Below are 17,050 nucleotides of genomic sequence, written 5' to 3' on the forward strand. Positions count from 1 at the left end.
CTCAGCCGACGCCGGCATACGAGTGCAGGCCCACCGTCACCAAGTTGATGAAGAACAGGTTGAACACCATCGCGACGAACCCGACGATGTTGATCCACGCGGCCTTGCGATCCCGCCAGCCCGCCGTCGAGCGTGCGTGCAGGTACGCCGCGTACACCACCCACGCGATGAACGACACCGTCTCCTTGGGATCCCAGCCCCAGTAGCGTCCCCACGCCTCCTCGGCCCAGATGGCGCCGAAGATCACGCCGAAGCCGAATATCGGGAACGCGAAGATCGTTGTGCGGTAGGCGATCCGGTCCAGCACCTGGCCGTCGGGAAGTTTGGCGACCAGCCGCCCGACCGCGTCGTCACGCTCACTGAGTCGCGACATCTTGACCAGGAACAGGATGCTGGCCACGCCGGCCACCAGGAACACCCCCGAACCGAGGCTGACCACCGACACGTGGATCGGCAGCCAGTAGGACTGCAGCGCCGGCATCACCGGGGCGGCATGCGAGTACAGCCACTTGCCCGACACCGTCAGCAGCACCAGCACCGGCACCAGGACGAAGACCCACAGCGAGCGGTACTGCGGCTTCCGCAGCACCCACGCCGCGGCCACCAGTCCGCAGAAGCAGGTCAGGTTGATGAACTCGTACATGTTGCCCCACGGCACCCGTGAGGTGGACAGCCCGCGCAGCACGATGCACGCCAGCAGCAGCGCGATGCCGACATACGTGAGCGACATGCCCGCCGCACCGAGCCGTTCGTCGACGGAGCGGCGCGGGGTGTCGACGACCACGCCCGGCGCGGAGCTGTCTCCGGAGACGCCGGCGGTGACCAGTTCGCGGTGCTCGGCCTTGCGGCTGCGGCTGTAGGCGAGTTCGACGGCCAACAGCAGCAGCGCCGCGACGAGCACCAGCACCGACGACGTGAACGCCCAGTCGGAGTAGCGGGCGAGATCGAGGTCGATGGTCGTGTTCATGACAGATCTGCTTTCTTCTCGTGCCGCGCCGGGCCCGACTCGACCGCTTCGAGGAGCCGTCCCGTCAGGCGCTCGAACTCATCGCCCCATCCGGAGTTGTCGGTACGGGCCAGGCCGCCCAGCTCGACGTTCACCGTACCCGCCGGTCCGGGCGTCAGCCGCACCCAGACGCGACGGCGCCGCACGATCAGCGACACGATCAGCCCGCCCATCATCGTCATCGCGAACACCAGCACCCAGATCTGCGCCGGATCATGGCTGACCTGCAGATTCACGAACGGGGCCGCGCCGTCGAAGCGCACCACGGTGCCGTCCTCCAGCCGGGTGTCCTCCCCCGCCTTCAGGTTCACCCGGGCCATCTTGGTCAGCCGGCCCTGCCCGATCATCCGCTCGTCCAACGAGAACACCGACTGCGGGCGGCCGGTGTCCAGCCCGGTGTCGCCCTTGTAGATGTCGACCGCGACCGCCGGGTCTTGCATCTCCGGGAAGCGGGACGACAGGAGCGTGCCGTCGAGCTGTGCGGTCGGCGCGAACAGTCCTTGGATCGCGATCTGGTTCTTGCGGCGCTCGTCGGCGTCGGGATAGCTGCCTGCCGGCGGGTCGAACCGCATCGCGCCCGACGACAGGAACGTGATCTGGTCCTCGGGCCGCCACTGCAAGGTCTGGGCGCGGGTCTGCCCGTCGGGGAAGGTCACCGTGAACGTCGGGGCATAACCGTGCCCCTGCAGGTACACCCGGTCACCGCCGACGCGCAGCGGCTCGTTGACCTTCAGCAAGTACGGCCGCCAGGTGCCGGTGGTCAGGTCGTCGCCGGCCTGGTAGTCGATGTTGGACTCGAACCCGACGGCCTGCCCGTTCTCCAGATAGGTGGCGGTGAAGTCGTCGACGCGGATACACATCGGGTACAGCGAGGTCCCGTCGACGGTGTTGCCCGCGCGGAACGAGTCGAACGCGGCAGGAGACGCGGTGCAGAAGCCCGGTCCGCCGTTGGCGATCACGATGACGTTGCCCTCGTAGCTGAACAGCTTGCCCGCGGCGATCGCGACCAGCAGCCCGAGCAGCGAGAAGTGGAACACGATGTTGCCGAACTCGCGCAGATAGCCCTTCTCCGCCGAGATCTCGGTCGTCTCGCCGTCCGTGCGGGTGGTGCGCCGCCAGCCGCGCAGCTGCGCGTCGACGGCCGCCGCGGCGGACGCGACATCACCGGGCACCTCGGCGACGTGGTGTTTGGGCAGCCGGCCGAGGTTGCGCGGTGCGGCGACGGGGGTCGCGCGCAGGCTGCGGACGTGCTCGAACAGCCGCGGGGTCAGACAGCCCACCAGCGAGATGAACAGCAGCACGTAGATCGCGGTGAACCAGAAGCTGGAGAACACGTCGAAGGCCTGCACCCGGTCCAGCCACGGGCCGAGCGTCGGGTGTTCGGCGATGTACTCGGCGACCTTGGACTCGTTGAGGCTGCGCTGCGGCAACAGGGCCCCGGGGGTCGCGGCCAGCGCCAGCAGGAACAGCAGCACCAGCGCGGTGCCCATCGACGTCAGGGTCCGCCAGGTGTTGCGGATCAGCGCGAGCAGACGCGAAATCGGGCGTGTCGGCGGCGTGTTGCGCGAGTTTGTGTCTGCTCGCGGAGGAGAGGTGGCCATCAGATCGGGAGCCTGACGTCACTGACGAACGCATCGCGCACCCACGACACGAAGTCGTTCCACAACCCGGTCACCAGCGCGGCGCCGACGAGGATCATCAGCACGCCGCCGATCACCTGGATGGTGCGGGTGTTGCGGCGCAGCCAGCCCAGCCCGGCGACCGCGCGCGCCGAGCCGAACGCCAGCAGCACGAACGGGAGACCGAGGCCGAGGCAGTAGGCGATGACGAGCACGACCCCGCGGGCCACGTTGCTGCCCTCGGTGGCCGACGCGACCGCGATCACGCCGGTCAGCGTCGGGCCCAGGCACGGTGTCCAGCCGAGCGCGAACACCGCGCCGAGCAGCGGCGCCCCGCCGAGGGTGGAGATCTGGCGCGGGGTGAACCGGGTGTCGCGCTGCAGCACCGGCACCAGCCCGATGAACACCAGGCCCATCAGGATCGTGACGACCCCGCCGATGCGTTGCAGCAGAAGCTGATTGGTGATCAGCGCGGTCGTCATACCGAGCACCGCGACGGTGCCGAGCAGGAACACCACCGTGAAGCCGGCGACGAACAGCGCGGCGGCGCCCGCGACGCGCAGCCGGGCACCCTTGAGCGCGACCGCGCCCGCCGCCGTCGGGCTCTCGTCGACGCCGACGACCGCGGCCAGATACGACAGATAGCCGGGCACCAGCGGCACCACGCACGGCGACGCGAACGACACCAGACCGGCCAGCGCGGCCAGGCCCATCGCCAGCAGCAGCGGGCCGCTGGTGGTCAGCTGGTCGATCTGGTCGAGGTTCACTGTTCGGCCGCCAGTCGTTCGACGATCGGTTGCAGATCCTCGGCGAGCAGTTCACGCAGGAATACCGCCGCGACCCGGTGCTGGCGGTCGAGCACTACCGTAGACGGGATCACCGTGGTCGGATAGCGGCCGCCGAACGCGATCATGGTGCGCATCGGCGGGTCGTAGATCGACGGGAACGTGATGCCGCGGTCGGTGATGAAATCGCGAGGGGCGTCGATGTTGTTGTCCCGCACGTCGATTCCGAGGAACGCCACACCCTTGTCCCGGGTGGCCTCGTACACCTGCTGTAGTTGGGTGATCTCGGTGCGGCACGGCCCGCACCACTGCCCCCACACGTTGATCACGACCACGTCGCCGGCGAAGTCCTCGAGGGAGATGGTCTTGTCGGTGTCCATCAGGTCCGGTCCCGACAGCGGGCCCGGGGTGCCGCGGTCGGCCGGTGGGTCGTAGAAGATGTCGGTCTGGCCGCCGGGGGCGACGAACTCGAAGGTGCCGCCCTGGGCGACGGCGTCGCTACCGGTCGAACACCCGGCGAGCACAGCGGTGGCCGCGCACGCCGCGAACAGCGTGCGCATCAGCGCCACCACACGGTTCACTGCCCGGCCAACTCCGAATATCCCCAGCCGACACAGTCCCCGTCGTGGAAATAGAAGGACGTGACCGACGCGAGGTTGCACATCCGCCGGGTCGGGAAGTGGTGAAGCGGCCGGTCGGTCATCGCCCGCCGCAGCGTCTCCACCGGCAACTGGTGGCTGACACACACCGCTTCGTGCCCTTCGCCGGCCTCCCGCGCCCGATACACCGCGCGCTTCATCCGCTCCGCGATCCGGCTGTAGGGCTCCCCCCACGACGGGGTGCGCGGGTTGCGCAGGTGCCACCAGTTGCGGGGGTCGCGTAACGCGCCGTCGCCGGGCGAAACCCGTTGTCCCTCAAAGATGTTCTCCGACTCGATCAGCTCGGGGTCGGTGCTGACGGCTAGCCCGTGCGCGGCCGCGATCGGCGCGGCGGTCTCCTGGGCGCGCTCCAGCGGTGAGGCCACGACGTAGCTGACGTCACGGGACGCCAGCCATTCGGCGACCCGCGCGGCCTGCGCCCGGCCCCGCTCGGACAGGTGGTAGTCGGGCAACCGGCCGTACAGGATCTTCTCCGGGTTGTGCACCTCACCGTGGCGCATCACGTGCACCACCGTCTTGGTTGTCATTCGGCGCGGGCCTCCGCGGCGGCACGGGCCGCACCCGGCAGGGCCGCGGCGATCCGGTCGAACGCGTCGTCGTCCAGAGCCGTTGACACGAACCAGGTCTCGTACGCACTCGGTGGCGGGTACACGCCGGCGTCGAGCAGCGTGTGGAAGAACGCCGGGAAACGCCACGTCTCGGTGGCCTTCGCCGACGCGAAGTCGGTGACGGGCTCACCCCCGAAGAAGACGCTGAACATGTTGCCGGCCCGCGGAATCTGATGCGCCACACCGGCTTCGGTCAGCGCGTCACCGATCAATCCGGCCAGCCGGTCGGCGTTGGCGTCCAGCCGTGCGTACGCGTCGGCGTCGGCGGCGCGCAGCGTCGCCAGCCCGGCGGCCATCGCGACCGGGTTACCCGACAGTGTGCCCGCCTGATACACCGGGCCGAGCGGCGCGAGCTTGCCCATCACCTCGGCGGTGCCGCCGAATGCGGCGGCGGGCAGGCCGCCGCTCATCACCTTGCCGAACGTGAACAGGTCGGCGTCGACGGGATCGACGCCGTACCAGCCCGACCGGCTCACCCGGAATCCCGTCATCACCTCGTCGATGATCAGCAGCGCGCCGTGGGCGGCGGTGATGCGGCGCAACTCGGCGTTGAAGCCGGGCAGCGGCGGCACCGTGCCCATGTTGCCCGGGCTGGCCTCGGTGATGACGCACGCGATCTCGGCGCCGAACCGGTCGAAGATCTCCTCGACCGCGGCGACGTTGTTGTACGGCAGCACGATGGTGTCCGCTGCGGCCGCGCCCGTGACCCCCGGGGACGAGGGCAGACCCAGCGTCGCCACCCCGGAGCCGGCGTCGGCCAGCAGCGCGTCGCTGTGCCCGTGGTAGCAGCCGGAGAACTTGACGATCTTGGCGCGGCCGGTGAAGCCGCGGGCGAGCCGGATCGCGCTCATCGTGGCCTCGGTACCGGAGTTCACCAGCCGGACGCGCTCGACCGGGGCGACCCGGTCGACGATCTCGCGGGCCAGTTCCGACTCCGACGGCGTCGGCGCCCCGAAGGACAGCCCGTCGGCGACCACCCGCTGCACCGCCTCGACGACGGCGGGGTGCGCGTGACCCAGGATCATCGGGCCCCACGAACACACCAGGTCGACGTAGCGATTGCCGTCGGCGTCGGTCAGCCAGTAGCCCTTCGCCGAGGTGATGAACCGCGGCGTGCCGCCCACCGAGTTGAACGCACGCACCGGGGAGTTCACCCCGCCCGGGATGACGGAGGACGCGTCGGCGAACAGCTTCGCGGACAGGTCGGTACTGCTCATGCCGACCAGTCTCCCAGCCGGGACGCGATCGTCCAACTACAGGGTGTAGTGGGCGCCTGCGGCGGTGATGTACGCCACTACGCTGCGGCGCGGCGGGCCTTCGGGATCTCCAGCGCCGCGTACAGACCGCCGGCGACCAGGCCGCCGGCCAGCCAGGACAGGTCCACCCCGCCGAGCGCGACCGCGATCGGGCCCTGCATCACCGGCACCATGCCGTACATGAACAGCCAGGTGCAGAAGATGCCGACGGCCAGCGCGATCAGCGCGCTCGGGCGCACCGCGGGCAGGGGCGATTCGTCGGGCGGGGTCAGCAGCGTCGCGGCGTCGACCTGGCGGCGAGCCACGCCGAACCAGTGCACGAGCATCACCGCGGCCCACGGCGACAGCCAGCCGACGATGCCGACAAGCCAGGCGTCGATGGTGTGGGCGAAGTCGCCGTTCAGCACGAAATACACCACGCACGCCATCGCGACCACACCGATGATGACGTTGAGCACCCGGCGGTTGACCCGGATGTCGAGCGCCTGAGTGGACACCGCGCAGGTGTAGAGGTTCAGGATGTTGGTGGCCAGCGGGCCGTGTACGACCAGAAGCAGCACCGGGATGGCCAGCACCCCGTATGCGTCGACGATGATCTCGCCGGGATCCGACGAGGCGCTCAGCGTGGCCAGGGTGGCGCCGAGCGCGCCGAGCCAGATGACCGGGATGAACTGGCCGAGCGCGCTGGCGAAGAACAGCTTGCGGGCCGGGACGCTGGTCGAGACGAACCGCGAGTAGTCCCCCGCGTAGCCCAGCCAGGTGATGCCCCAGCCGATGCCGATCGCGGTCATCACCGCGGTGATCGCGGTGAAGTGCTCGGCGCCGGTGAGCGTCGCGTCGCCCGCGTAGCCCCAGTCGACGTCCAGACCGAACCACGCCACGGCCGTCATCGCGACCAGCACGGCGACCGTCGGCGGCACGGTCCAGCGCTCGAACGCCGAGATCACCCGGTAGCCGAACCACGCGATCACCACCTGCGCGGTCATGATGATGCCCGCGACCAGGATCCGGGCGCCGTGGTTGCTCAGCTCCGGGTCGACCAGCCCGATGCGGCCGAGCAGCGCCATCACCAGGTCGAGCACGATCCAGGTGTTCACCGCGCACCAGCCGATACACACCAGCGCCTGCACCGCGGCGGGCACGTAGGCACCGCGGCGTCCGAAGACCATGCGCGCCAACACCATTCCGGTGACCCCGGTCTGCTGGCCGATCACCACGAACAATCCGAACAGCGACATGCCGATCAGATTGCCGACGACGAGCACCGCGATCGTCTCGAACAGCCCCAGCCCCATCGAGACGCCGAGCGCGCCGAGGATCCAGTTGATCGGCGCGATGTTGGCGCCCGCCCAGATCCAGAACTGGCCGTACAGGTCGGTGGTCTTGGCCGACTCGGGGATGACCGACAGTTCGGCTTCCAGATCGTGGGCGCCGTGCGGGCGATCCGGGGCAGGCGCGGTGTCGACTGAGGTCATCGGCGACTTTCTGGTTCACGGGACGGACGTGTCGCGCGACGCTGCGCTGCGGCAAGTCTCGTCGATGCTCCCGGAGTCCGCACGTCGAACCGGGGTGAGGAGGATCATGGGCGTATGCGGCTGCCGCAGTGGTTGGCCCGGTTCAACCGGCACGTCACCAACCCGATTCAACGGATGTGGGCGGGGTGGGCACCGACGATGGGGATCCTCGAGCATGTCGGGCGACGGTCGGGCCGGCGCTACCGCACCCCGCTGACGGTGTTCCCGACCCGCGACGGCGTCGCGATCCTGCTCACCTACGGCCCCGACCGGGACTGGCTGAAGAACGTCACGACCGCCGGTGGCGGGTCGTTGCGCCGGCACGGCCGGTCGTTCACCGTCACCGATCCGCAGGTGGTGACCAAGGCCGTCGCGGCACCTCAGGTGACCGGTTGGATGAGGCCGGTGTTCGCGGTGCTGCCGTTCGAACAGGCGGTGCTGCTGCGCCGCGGTTAGCGCGGTGCCACGACCGCGGGGATCGGCCCGTGCGCGACCGTGGTGAACGGCACGTCGACGGCGAACTCCGCGTCCAGCGAGCGCACCCGCATACTGCGCACGATCGTGGCCAGCGCCAGCGTCGTCTCCAGCCGGGCGAAATGCTCGCCGATGCAGGCCCGCGCCCCGCCGGCGAACGGCAGGAAGTGCCAGCGCTCGCGCGCGGCGGTGTTCTCCGGGCTGAACCGGTCGGGGTCGAACCGGTCGGGGTCCGGCCACAGCTGAGGATCCCGGTGCAGCGCGTAGATCCCGACCGCGACCAGCGTGCCGGCCTGCACCCGGTACCCGGCCACGTCGATGTCGCGCACCGCCAGCCGTCCCACCCCGGCGGCGGGCGGGCACAGCCGCAACGCCTCGTGCAACACCTGCACGGTGTAGCCGAGGGCAGGCACGTCGGTGGGTTCGAGTTCGCGGTCGCCGAGCGCGGCGACCTCGGCGGCCACCTTGTCCTGCACGTCGGGATGATGGCCCAGGATCCACAGCGCGTACGTCAACGCGGTCGCGGTCGTGTCATGCCCGGCCAGCATGAAGATCAGCAGATCGTTGCAGATGTCGTCGTCGGTCAGCGCCAGTCCCGTCTCGGGGTCCTTCGCATCCATCAACGCCCGGACCAGCGGTGCGTCCCGGTCCGGATCGTCGCGGCAGGCCTGCAGGATGTCGGCGGTGACCTTGCGCATCTCGGCGACGGCCTTTTTCGCCCGGCGGCGCGCCGGTGTCGGCAACCAGCGTGGCGCGCGCACCGGACGCAGTGCGCGGTCGGCGGTGTAGGACGACGCGACGTGCATGTGTTCGGCGATCACGTCGGCGCTGTCGTTGAGGTCGACACCGAGCACCGAACGGCCCAGCGACTGCATGGTGATCCGCCGGCATTCCAGGTCGAGGTCGACCTCGCCGCCGCCGGGCCAGGCGTCGACGAAGCGCTGCGCCGCCCGCGACATGTGCCCGCCGAACAGGCGCACGTTGGCCTTGCTGAACACGGGCTGCAGCGCGCGTTTGCGCGGTCGCCACTTCTCATTGGGCAGCACGAACAGGCTGTCGCCCGCCATGTCCTGCACCTCTTCGTGCACGATGCACCGCTCAGAGAACGCGTCGTTGCGGCCCAGCACGTCCCGGATGCCTTCGGGGTTGAACACCGCGACGAACGGCGGGAACAGCCAGCGAGGTGCGACCTGGACCCGGGTGATCGGGCCACCCGCGGCGCGCACCCCGAGCTGCCCGGTGTCCAGCGTGCGCACCAGCCTCAGCAGCTCGCGGTACGGCAGCGGGTTCTTCGGCGCCAGCGGAAGGCTCTCGACGCTGCTCTCAGTTCCGGCGACCACTGTGATCGCTCCATATCTGCGGGGCACCCTCACCCCTGGTCATCACCGCGCCCGGCATCACCCGCAATCGGTACGGGGACAACCTCAGCACCGCGAATGCGTCCGAGGTGGGGCCGCCGGCCCACTGCGGGATGATCGTGGGGTCGTAGCCGACCGGTGCGGGGCCGTTCGCGAACTTGTCCCAGACGGCGGTGCAGGTCTCGTCGTCGGTGTACCACTCGACGAGGCATTCCGCGGAACAGGTGTCGTGGCTGGGCGCCCAGTAACTCACCGACACATCGGGGTGCACCGCGAGGTGGGCGCGCTTGAGCGGGGTCGGGACCGTCGCGATCCAGCCGAACAGGTCGGTGCCGTCCCACTCCCAGATCGGGTGCAGGATGCGGGTGCGCGGTCTGCCGTCGGCGTCGACCGTGGCGACCGAGGCCCACACGATCGAGTGAGCCATGTCGACGAAGGCGGGCGCGATCGTTTCGAGCGCAGTCACGCCCCTCACATTAGGCAAACACCATCGGCGGCCGGCGCACCGCCCGGATCTACTCTTCGAGCTTGCGCTTGAACTCGTCGGTGTTGCGGTACTCGATGTTGCCCTCGTCGGCCGAGGTCTCGATCTTGCCCTTGTCCTCGTCGTCGACCCAGTCGGTGACCGTGGTGCCCGAGACTGTGCCGCTGCTTCCGGGCAGCGTGGTGGTCTGCAGGTCGTCGGAGTAGGCCTTGGCCATCTCCTTGGCCTTCTCCCGGTGCTCGTCGGTGACTTCGGGCTTCTCGGTGCGATTCTCGGTGTCCGGATCCGGGGTCTCGGTGACGTGCTCGAGCTGGATTCCGGATGAGTCCCCGGACGGACGTTGCTGGGTGTGGTCATCGGCGGTCATGGCTTTCGGGCTGCCCGAAAGTGTGAGCTACGAAACACGCCGTCATACGGGCACCGACCGCAACGCCGCGGGCAGGCTCGGCAGAAAATGCCTGCGGGCGAACTCCCGGATGTCGTCGGCGGTTTCCAGCGGCTGCGCGCTGGGCAGCAGCAGCACCATCGACGCGTACCGCAGGATCGTGTCGGCGAGGTCGTCGACCGCGTCGGCCCCGATCCGTTCGGCGAAGCCGGGCGGGAAGATCACCCGCAGCGCCTCAGCCATCCGCTCGATCGCGGCGCGGTAATAGCGCCCGGCGAGCTCCAGCACCAGGCCCGGCTCCTCGGTGATCATCTGGTAGAGCACGCGGTGGCGGCGGAACTTCAGGATCGACAGCGTGAACGCCTCGACGTAGATGTTCGACTGCGGTGCGGCCTTCTTCAGCTCCGCAGCGATGTCGGCGAACAGGGTGACGTTCTCCCGCTCGATGACGGCGCCGACCAGTTCGTCCTTGTTGGCGAACCGCCGGTAGATCGTGGTGCGGCTGACGCCGGCGCGGCGCGCGACGTCCTCCAGCGCGACGCGGCGGAATCCGTGGCGCCCGAATTCGACGACCGCGGCGTCGAGGATCTGCTCCGAGGCGATGTCAGGCGCGGGCATCGGACCGGGCGTAACCCTTCACGGCGTATCCGCTGAAGCGCACCTTCATCGGCAGCCGGTCCCAGATCCAGTTCACCGGCCGCGACCGCCACACCGCGGCGAACCGCTGATAGCGGCGCTCCTGCTTGTCGCTCCACGGCAAGCCCAGCAGCATCCGCGCCCGCGGCGGGAGTCCGCCGGTGGTCAGGAACGCCGCGAGCGAGTTGAACACCGGCGCGATCAGCCGCCACACCAGCGGGTGCACAGCCTTGGGCTGGGGGAAGCCCTTGGTCACGTAGCCGACGCCGTACTTGGCGGACGGGTGCGCGACGAGCACCTCGTCCATCATGTGGTCCCAGTAGGACACGAAGTCGGCGTAGGTCGCCGGCATCACGCGGTCGCTGACCCCGTAGCGGCGGTACCAGGTCTTGGACTCCAGCCAGATCTGCTCGCGTTCGGCGTCGGTCAGCCGCTTCACGAAAGTGTCGGCGAAGTAGTAGATCTGCTCGACGAACGTCGCGTGCGCCCAGAAGTACGTCTCGGGGTCCAGCGCGTGGTAGCGGCCGGCTTCCTCGCCGTCGGGGCCCGGCAGCACACCCTTGATGTCGGTGTGGAAGTCGCGGACCTGGCGCCCGGCGTTGTTCTCGTCGGAGCCGTACACGGTGTTGAAGATCGGCGGGATGGTGCGCTTGAGCCGCTCGGCGGTGTCGGCGAAGAACGTCGAATGGTCGTACACGCCCTGGCCCAGCGCGGCCAGCATGTTCTGCAGCACCGCGGGCCGCGGACCGATCAGGTACATCCGGTTGTCGCCGAAGTATCGCCAGACCAGTGACTGCGGCCCCAGCGGCAGGGCGTCATCCAGATGTTCGGGGTGCTGCGCCAACTCCGTCATGCGGGACAGTGTTACCGATTCTGCACTTTGTACCAATAGGGGTGTGGCGAGGTCCACAGAAGGCCAGCGAAGCGGGCGGTCGGCGGCTCGCCGAGAGTGAAGCCAGGGTTGCGGTCCCGGGCCGGATGACGACCCGGAATGCTATTTCGGGGTGGCGCGGCGCAGCCGCGCCACCCCGAGGACCACGAGGACGCCGGCGAGGGTGGCCAGCAGCAGCGACAGGGTCAGCATCGGGGCGTAGTGGATCTGCGACATGGTCGACGGCTCCCCCGGCAGCACCGGCTCGTTGACGACCGGCCTGCTCGCGTTCAGCCACGCCGCCACACTGCCGATCCCGGCCAGCGCCGCCGCCAGGAATTCGACGACCGCGCGCCGGTTCACGCCGTGGGCTCCGGCGGAATGCGTTCCTCGATCAGGTTGGTCAGCTCTTCCCGCAGCTGGCGGTGCTTACGCGCCCACGCCTGCGCGGTGCGGTCGTTGGTCAGCCGCAGCCCGATTCCGGTGCGGCCCCGCGGCACGCCGGTCAGCTCGCCGAGCGCGCGGGCGTACTGCCACTTCGGCGTCTCCGCACCGCTCGCCTCGGGATAGACCCGGACGATCTCGTCGACCAGGGTGACCTCGGTGCCCTGGCGCAGCTTCTCGGTCGTCAGCTCCACCGATGTGTGAATCCGGGCCGCCTTGACCTGGATCGCCAGGAAACCCGATACCAGCACGAAGAACAGTCCCGGCACCACCCACTGGATGCCGTAGCCGCCGGACAGCTGGATCAGCGCCATCGCGACGCCGGCGGCCGGGCCCGCCAGCACCCACAGCCAGCTCGCACCCTGCTCGTAGAACAGCACCTCCGGCGCCGCGGTCTCCGCGGGGCGATCGACAGGTTCGGTCACGCACCGTCCTCACGCTGGTACCACTGCCGCGCCGACGGCTGGACGGCCAGCAGCGCACCGATCACCACGGGCAGCAGCCCGAGCAGGATCAGCGGCTGCGCGACGCCGATGCCGAGCGCGAGCAGGCCGAGAACCACCAGCGTCGCGAACGCCAGCGCCAGGGTCGCCAGCCGGAACCGGGCGTCACCGCGGCGGGCCCGCCCCGCGAGGAACGCGAGCGCGCCTGCGGCCAGCACCGAACCGATCCCGGTGCCGCGGTAGATGGTCAGGTAGTTCCGCACGTCCTCGTCGGAGACGGTGTCCGGGATCGCCGCGCGTGCGACCTCGTACGTGGCGGTCAACGCCATCAGCCCGCCGACGATCATGATCACCGCGCCGACCATGAAGCACCAGAACGACAGATCGACGACGCGGGGTCGCTCGGGTGGGGTGGGGGCGGTCATGATCGGGTCAGCCTAGCCAATCACCGCTGGAAGAAGTCGTGGGACTCCTTGCGGTGGAGCAGATAGACCCCGCCGGCGATCAGCACCGATCCGAAGATCACGCACACCGCGTAGGCCACCGCCCACCCGGTGCCGCGTTCGGCGGTGAACAGCGTCGAGACCGAGAACACCACGGCCGCGATCGCGCCGCCGGTCAGCAGCGTGCGCGCCCAGCGGTAGCCCTGCCGCATCAGGAACTGGAAGACCAGCACCACCGAGAACACGATGAACACGAAGACCAGCGAGAAGGCGAGCACCAGCGCGTTGGCGTGCTGTTGCAGCGTCAGCACGTCGATCACGTGGGCCGCGGTCATCAGCGGCAGCGCGACCACCCACAGCCAGAAACCGGTGTCGACGTCCGGCGGGCGGGCGGGCGGGGGCGTCCCGGGCGTGACCGGTGGCTGCTGCGGCGCCGTCACGACAGCCAGCGGGCCACGTCGACGGCCCAGTAGCTCAGCACGATGTCGGCTCCGGCGCGGCGGATCCCCTCCAGCGATTCGAGCACCACGGTGGGCAGGTCGATCCAGCCCTTCTCGCCGGCCGCGGCGATCATCGAGTACTCGCCGGAGACCTGGTAGGCCGCGACGGGCACCAGGGAGATCTCGGCGGCCGCGCGGACCACGTCGAGGTAGGACATCGCGGGTTTGACCATCACGATGTCGGCGCCCTCGTCGAGGTCCAGCCGGACCTCGCGCAGCGCCTCACGCCCGTTGCCCGGATCCTGCTGGTAGGTGCGCCGGTCGCCCTGCAGGCTGGAGCCGACCGCGTCGCGGAACGGGCCGTAGAACCCGGACGCGAACTTGGCCGCGTACGCCAGGATCGCGGTGTTGGAGTAGCCGGCGGTGTCCAGGCCGTCGCGGATCGCGGCGACCTGACCGTCCATCATCCCGCTCGGCGACACCACATGGGCACCCGAAATAGCTTGCGCCACAGCGAGTTCGACATATCTGCGGTTGGTCAGGTCGTTGTCGACCCGGCCCTTGGGGTCGAGCACGCCGCAGTGACCATGGTCGGTGAACTCGTCGAGGCAGGTGTCGGCCATCAGCACCGTGTCGTCGCCGAGGTCCTTGGACAGATCCCGCAGCGCGCGGTTCAGGATGCCGTCCGGATCCACTCCGGCGCTTCCCGTCGCGTCCTTGTCCTCATCCTTGGGCACCCCGAACAACATCAGCCCGCCGACACCGGCGGCCACCGCCTCGGCGGCCGCGCTGCGCAGCGACTCGCGGGTGTGTTGCACCACGCCGGGCATGGAAGGGATGTCGCGCGGCTGGTCCAGTCCGTCGGCGACGAACATCGGGAGCACCAGATGCCTTGGTTGCAGCGTGGTTTCGGACACCAGCCGGCGCATGGCCGGGGTGGTCCGCAACCTTCTGGGACGGTGTCGGGGGAACCCCACTGTTGGCTCCTCGGGTTAGCGGCGGCGGCTCTTCTTCCGCGGGGGCGGCAACGCCCCCTCGGCGCGGAGCCGGGCGGCATGCTCGGCGAGCGCCTCGACGAGCGGGCCGACGGCGGCCACCTCGGGCTGGACGTCGACGCGCAGGCCGAATTCCGCTGCGGTCTCGGCGGTCTTCGGGCCGATGCACGCGACGATGGTGCGCGCGTGCGGCTTACCCGCGATACCGACGAGGTTGCGCACCGTGGAGCTGGAGGTGAAGCAGACCGCGTCGAACCCGCCGGTCTTGATCATCTCGCGGGTGTGCGCCGGCGGCGGGGCCGCGCGCACGGTCCGGTACGCGGTGACATCCTCGATCTCCCAACCGAGTTCGCGCAGACCCTCGGCCAGCGTCTCGGTCGCGATGTCGGCGCGCGGCAACAGCACCCGGTTCACCGGATCGAAAATGTCGTCGTAGGGCGGGAATTCGTCGAGCAGGCCGAGCGAGCTCTGCTCACCGGTGGGCACCAGCTCCGGATTGATACCGAAGGCGCGCACCTTGTCCGCGGTGGCCTGGCCGACGCATGCGATCTTCACCCCGGAGAACGCGCGGGCGTCGAGACCGAACTCGTTGAACTTCTCCCACACCGCGCGCACCGCGTTGGTCGAGGTGAACACCACCCACTGGAACCGGCCGTCCACCAAACCCTTGACGGCCCTTTCCATTTGGGCGGGGCTGCGGGGCGGTTCGACGGCGATGGTCGGCACCTCGATCGGCAGGGCGCCGTGTCCGACGAGCCGGTCGCTCATCTCGCCCGCCTGGTCCTTGGTGCGCGGCACCAGCACGGTCCAGCCGTACAGCGCGCGGCTTTCCCACCAGTTCAGCTTGGCGCGGTGGGCGACGGTGCGGCCGATGGTGACCACCAGCGTGCCGGTCAGCGGACCGGCCGGTTCGGTACCGGCGAGCACGGCCTTGTCGAGCAGCCCGCCCAGGGTGGTCTCGACCGAACGCTGCTGGCACGTCGTGCCATTGGCGGTGACCACGGCCGGGGTGGACTCGGCCAGCCCGTATTCGATCAGGGTGCGGGCCGACTCCGGCAGGTGCGACGGTGTCGCGTGCAGGATCAGCGGTCCGGGGGCGGCGGCCAGCGCCGCCCAGTCGACGTCACCACGGACGTCGGCGACGGTGTGCGACGACCCCAGCGGCAGCCCGGCGTAGGTCGGCACCGCCGAGGTGCCGGGCAGGCCGGGCACGATCTCGAAGTTCAGCTGGGTCTTGGCCAGCGCGTTGATCTCGGTGATCACCGAATCGACCGACAGCGGGTCACCGGCGATGAGCCGGACCACGTCGACCCCGGTGCGCGCCTCGTGGGCCAGCGTCTTGGCCACCTCGGCCGGATCGCCGAGAGCGGGCCGCACGTCGGGACCACCGGGGATCACGGCATCCTTGGCCGCCTCGGCGGCCTTGGCGTCCTCGGCCCCCGCATCGGTCTGGTCGGCGTCCTTCTTGGCCGCCTTGTCGGCGGCCGCGGGCAGCGGTCCGGCCGGCGGCGGCAACTCGCAGCCCACCAGCGTCAGTACCGCTTCGGGCACGTCGGGGTCGGTGAACACCAAGGCGGCGTTGGCCAGCACCGCGCGGGCCCGCGCCGTCAGAAGGCCGGGATCTCCGGGCCCGGAGCCGACGAATGTGATGCGTCCGGGCTTGCCCTTGCGTCCTCGCAAGCTCATGTGTCTCTCCCGCTTTCGTCCAACAGATCGCGTGCGCCCAGTTCGAACAGCTCCGCGGCCACGGAGAGCCCCAGCTCCCGTGCCCGATCGGGTGTCCCGATGCCGGACGCGCGGATCACGTCGGATCCGTCCAGCGTCGCCACGCAGCCGCGCAGCGACAGCTCTTCGAAGACGCGGCCGTCTTCATCGATCGACTCGACCACTTCCGCGATCGCGCCCACCGGTGCAGAGCAACCCGCCTCCAGTTCGGCCAGCAAGGTCCGCTCCGCGGTGACCGCCGCACGCGTGTCGGCGTCGTCGAGCTCCGCCAACAGTTGCGCGAGCGCCGTATCACCGGCACGGCACTCGACCGCCAAAGCTCCCTGCGCAGGCGCCGGCAACATCTGTACCGGCTCCAGCGTCTCGGTCACCGCGTCGAGGCGACCGATGCGGGCAAGACCCGCCTTGGCCACCACGATGGCGTCGAGCTCACCGCTGCTTACCCTGTTCAACCTGGTATCTAGGTTGCCTCGTAGGGGGCGGATTTCCAAACCGAGACCCAGTGCTCTAAGCTGTGCGACCCTTCGCGGGGACGACGTGCCGATCACCGAGCCCGCCGGCAACTCCCCGAGCACCATCCCGTCACGGGCCACCAACGCGTCCCTGGCGTCCGCGCGCACGGGTGTCGCGGCGATCGTGAACCGCGGATCGGCGGCCGTCGGCAAATCTTTGTAGGAGTGCACGGCGGCGTCGACGACGTTGTCGGCGATGGCTTCGCGCAGCGCCGCGGTGAAGACCCCGACGCCGATGTCGGCGATGGGCTCGTCGGCGCGACGGTCCCCCTCGGTGGAGACGATGACGAGCTCGGCGTCATGTCCGGCGGCGATGAGTGCGTCGCGGACGGTGCCGGCCTGGGTGGTGGCAAGCAGGCTTCCCCTGGTGCCGATTCGGATCACGTGGCGGCT

20 protein-coding genes are annotated in these 17,050 nt (G+C 69.7%); 1 reads left to right on the forward strand and 19 read right to left on the reverse strand.

Annotated features, from left to right (window positions below):
• Nucleotide 1: 1 nt before the first annotated feature.
• The 7 genes from ccsB to NTM_RS03185 form a co-directional block, all read right to left on the reverse strand.
• The gene (gene ccsB / locus NTM_RS03155) at nt 2-967 is read right to left on the reverse strand and encodes a c-type cytochrome biogenesis protein CcsB (protein WP_163765434.1); all 966 of its coding nucleotides are present in this window, start codon (nt 965-967) and stop codon (nt 2-4) included.
• Nucleotides 964-2,607 carry a cytochrome c biogenesis protein ResB gene (gene resB, locus NTM_RS03160; RefSeq protein ID WP_163765435.1) on the reverse strand — a complete coding sequence of 548 codons (1,644 nt, stop codon included), beginning with the start codon at nt 2,605-2,607 and terminating at the stop codon, nt 964-966. The genes ccsB and resB overlap by 4 nt, the downstream gene beginning before the upstream one ends.
• Nucleotides 2,607-3,392: a cytochrome c biogenesis CcdA family protein gene (locus NTM_RS03165; protein ID WP_179963872.1), complete on the reverse strand. Its 786-nt coding sequence runs from the start codon at nt 3,390-3,392 to the stop codon at nt 2,607-2,609. Before NTM_RS03165 ends, resB begins: the two co-directional genes overlap by 1 nt.
• Nucleotides 3,389-3,991, reverse strand: coding sequence for a TlpA disulfide reductase family protein (locus tag NTM_RS03170; protein WP_104861886.1), 603 nt, complete (start codon nt 3,989-3,991; stop codon nt 3,389-3,391). Before NTM_RS03170 ends, NTM_RS03165 begins: the two co-directional genes overlap by 4 nt.
• Nucleotides 3,988-4,596, reverse strand: a complete 609-nt coding sequence (locus NTM_RS03175) for a histidine phosphatase family protein (protein ID WP_163765436.1) — start codon at nt 4,594-4,596, stop codon at nt 3,988-3,990. Before NTM_RS03175 ends, NTM_RS03170 begins: the two co-directional genes overlap by 4 nt.
• Nucleotides 4,593-5,894 carry a glutamate-1-semialdehyde 2,1-aminomutase gene (hemL, locus tag NTM_RS03180; RefSeq protein WP_163765437.1) on the reverse strand — a complete coding sequence of 434 codons (1,302 nt, stop codon included), beginning with the start codon at nt 5,892-5,894 and terminating at the stop codon, nt 4,593-4,595. Before hemL ends, NTM_RS03175 begins: the two co-directional genes overlap by 4 nt.
• 77 nt (nt 5,895-5,971) lie before the next feature.
• Nucleotides 5,972-7,408, reverse strand: coding sequence for a cytosine permease (locus NTM_RS03185; RefSeq protein ID WP_163765438.1), 1,437 nt, complete (start codon nt 7,406-7,408; stop codon nt 5,972-5,974).
• Nucleotides 7,409-7,522: 114 nt separating this feature from the next.
• Between NTM_RS03185 and NTM_RS03190 the strand changes: the two genes are divergently transcribed.
• On the forward strand, nt 7,523-7,903 hold the full coding sequence (locus tag NTM_RS03190; RefSeq protein WP_163765439.1) for a nitroreductase family deazaflavin-dependent oxidoreductase: 381 nt from the start codon (nt 7,523-7,525) through the stop codon (nt 7,901-7,903).
• On the opposite strand, the gene NTM_RS03195 is transcribed toward NTM_RS03190, so the two are convergent.
• The 12 genes from NTM_RS03195 to hemC all read right to left on the reverse strand — a co-directional run bounded on the left by NTM_RS03195 (nt 7,900) and on the right by hemC (nt 17,041).
• Nucleotides 7,900-9,261: a cytochrome P450 gene (locus NTM_RS03195; RefSeq protein WP_163765440.1), complete on the reverse strand. Its 1,362-nt coding sequence runs from the start codon at nt 9,259-9,261 to the stop codon at nt 7,900-7,902. The genes NTM_RS03190 and NTM_RS03195 overlap by 4 nt on opposite strands.
• Nucleotides 9,245-9,745 carry a pyridoxamine 5'-phosphate oxidase family protein gene (locus NTM_RS03200; RefSeq protein WP_104861872.1) on the reverse strand — a complete coding sequence of 167 codons (501 nt, stop codon included), beginning with the start codon at nt 9,743-9,745 and terminating at the stop codon, nt 9,245-9,247. The genes NTM_RS03195 and NTM_RS03200 overlap by 17 nt, the downstream gene beginning before the upstream one ends.
• Nucleotides 9,746-9,794: 49 nt before the next feature.
• Entirely contained in the window at nt 9,795-10,130 is a 336-nt protein-coding gene (locus NTM_RS03205; protein WP_104861871.1) for a hypothetical protein, read from the reverse strand.
• A gap of 42 nt (nt 10,131-10,172) precedes the next feature.
• Complete coding sequence (locus NTM_RS03210) at nt 10,173-10,766, reverse strand: TetR/AcrR family transcriptional regulator (RefSeq protein ID WP_083144884.1); 594 nt, start codon at nt 10,764-10,766, stop codon at nt 10,173-10,175.
• Entirely contained in the window at nt 10,753-11,637 is an 885-nt protein-coding gene (locus NTM_RS03215) for an oxygenase MpaB family protein (protein ID WP_163765441.1), read from the reverse strand. The genes NTM_RS03210 and NTM_RS03215 overlap by 14 nt, the downstream gene beginning before the upstream one ends.
• Nucleotides 11,638-11,778: 141 nt before the next feature.
• The gene (locus NTM_RS03220) at nt 11,779-12,018 is read right to left on the reverse strand and encodes a hypothetical protein (RefSeq protein ID WP_163765442.1); all 240 of its coding nucleotides are present in this window, start codon (nt 12,016-12,018) and stop codon (nt 11,779-11,781) included.
• On the reverse strand, nt 12,015-12,524 hold the full coding sequence (mce1N, locus tag NTM_RS03225; protein ID WP_104861868.1) for a transport-regulating membrane protein Mce1N: 510 nt from the start codon (nt 12,522-12,524) through the stop codon (nt 12,015-12,017). Before mce1N ends, NTM_RS03220 begins: the two co-directional genes overlap by 4 nt.
• Nucleotides 12,521-12,967: a hypothetical protein gene (locus NTM_RS03230; RefSeq protein WP_104861867.1), complete on the reverse strand. Its 447-nt coding sequence runs from the start codon at nt 12,965-12,967 to the stop codon at nt 12,521-12,523. The genes mce1N and NTM_RS03230 overlap by 4 nt, the downstream gene beginning before the upstream one ends.
• 20 nt (nt 12,968-12,987) lie before the next feature.
• The gene (locus NTM_RS03235) at nt 12,988-13,425 is read right to left on the reverse strand and encodes a hypothetical protein (protein ID WP_104861866.1); all 438 of its coding nucleotides are present in this window, start codon (nt 13,423-13,425) and stop codon (nt 12,988-12,990) included.
• Nucleotides 13,422-14,402 carry a porphobilinogen synthase gene (gene hemB, locus NTM_RS03240; RefSeq protein WP_163765443.1) on the reverse strand — a complete coding sequence of 327 codons (981 nt, stop codon included), beginning with the start codon at nt 14,400-14,402 and terminating at the stop codon, nt 13,422-13,424. Before hemB ends, NTM_RS03235 begins: the two co-directional genes overlap by 4 nt.
• Before the next feature lie 15 nt (nt 14,403-14,417).
• Nucleotides 14,418-16,106, reverse strand: a complete 1,689-nt coding sequence (locus NTM_RS03245; protein ID WP_163765444.1) for a bifunctional uroporphyrinogen-III C-methyltransferase/uroporphyrinogen-III synthase — start codon at nt 16,104-16,106, stop codon at nt 14,418-14,420.
• On the reverse strand, nt 16,103-17,041 hold the full coding sequence (gene hemC / locus NTM_RS03250) for a hydroxymethylbilane synthase (RefSeq protein ID WP_104861863.1): 939 nt from the start codon (nt 17,039-17,041) through the stop codon (nt 16,103-16,105). Before hemC ends, NTM_RS03245 begins: the two co-directional genes overlap by 4 nt.
• Nucleotides 17,042-17,050: the final 9 nt, after the last annotated feature.

It is taken from the genome of Mycolicibacterium parafortuitum, assembly GCF_010725485.1.
GTDB lineage: Bacteria > Actinomycetota > Actinomycetes > Mycobacteriales > Mycobacteriaceae > Mycobacterium.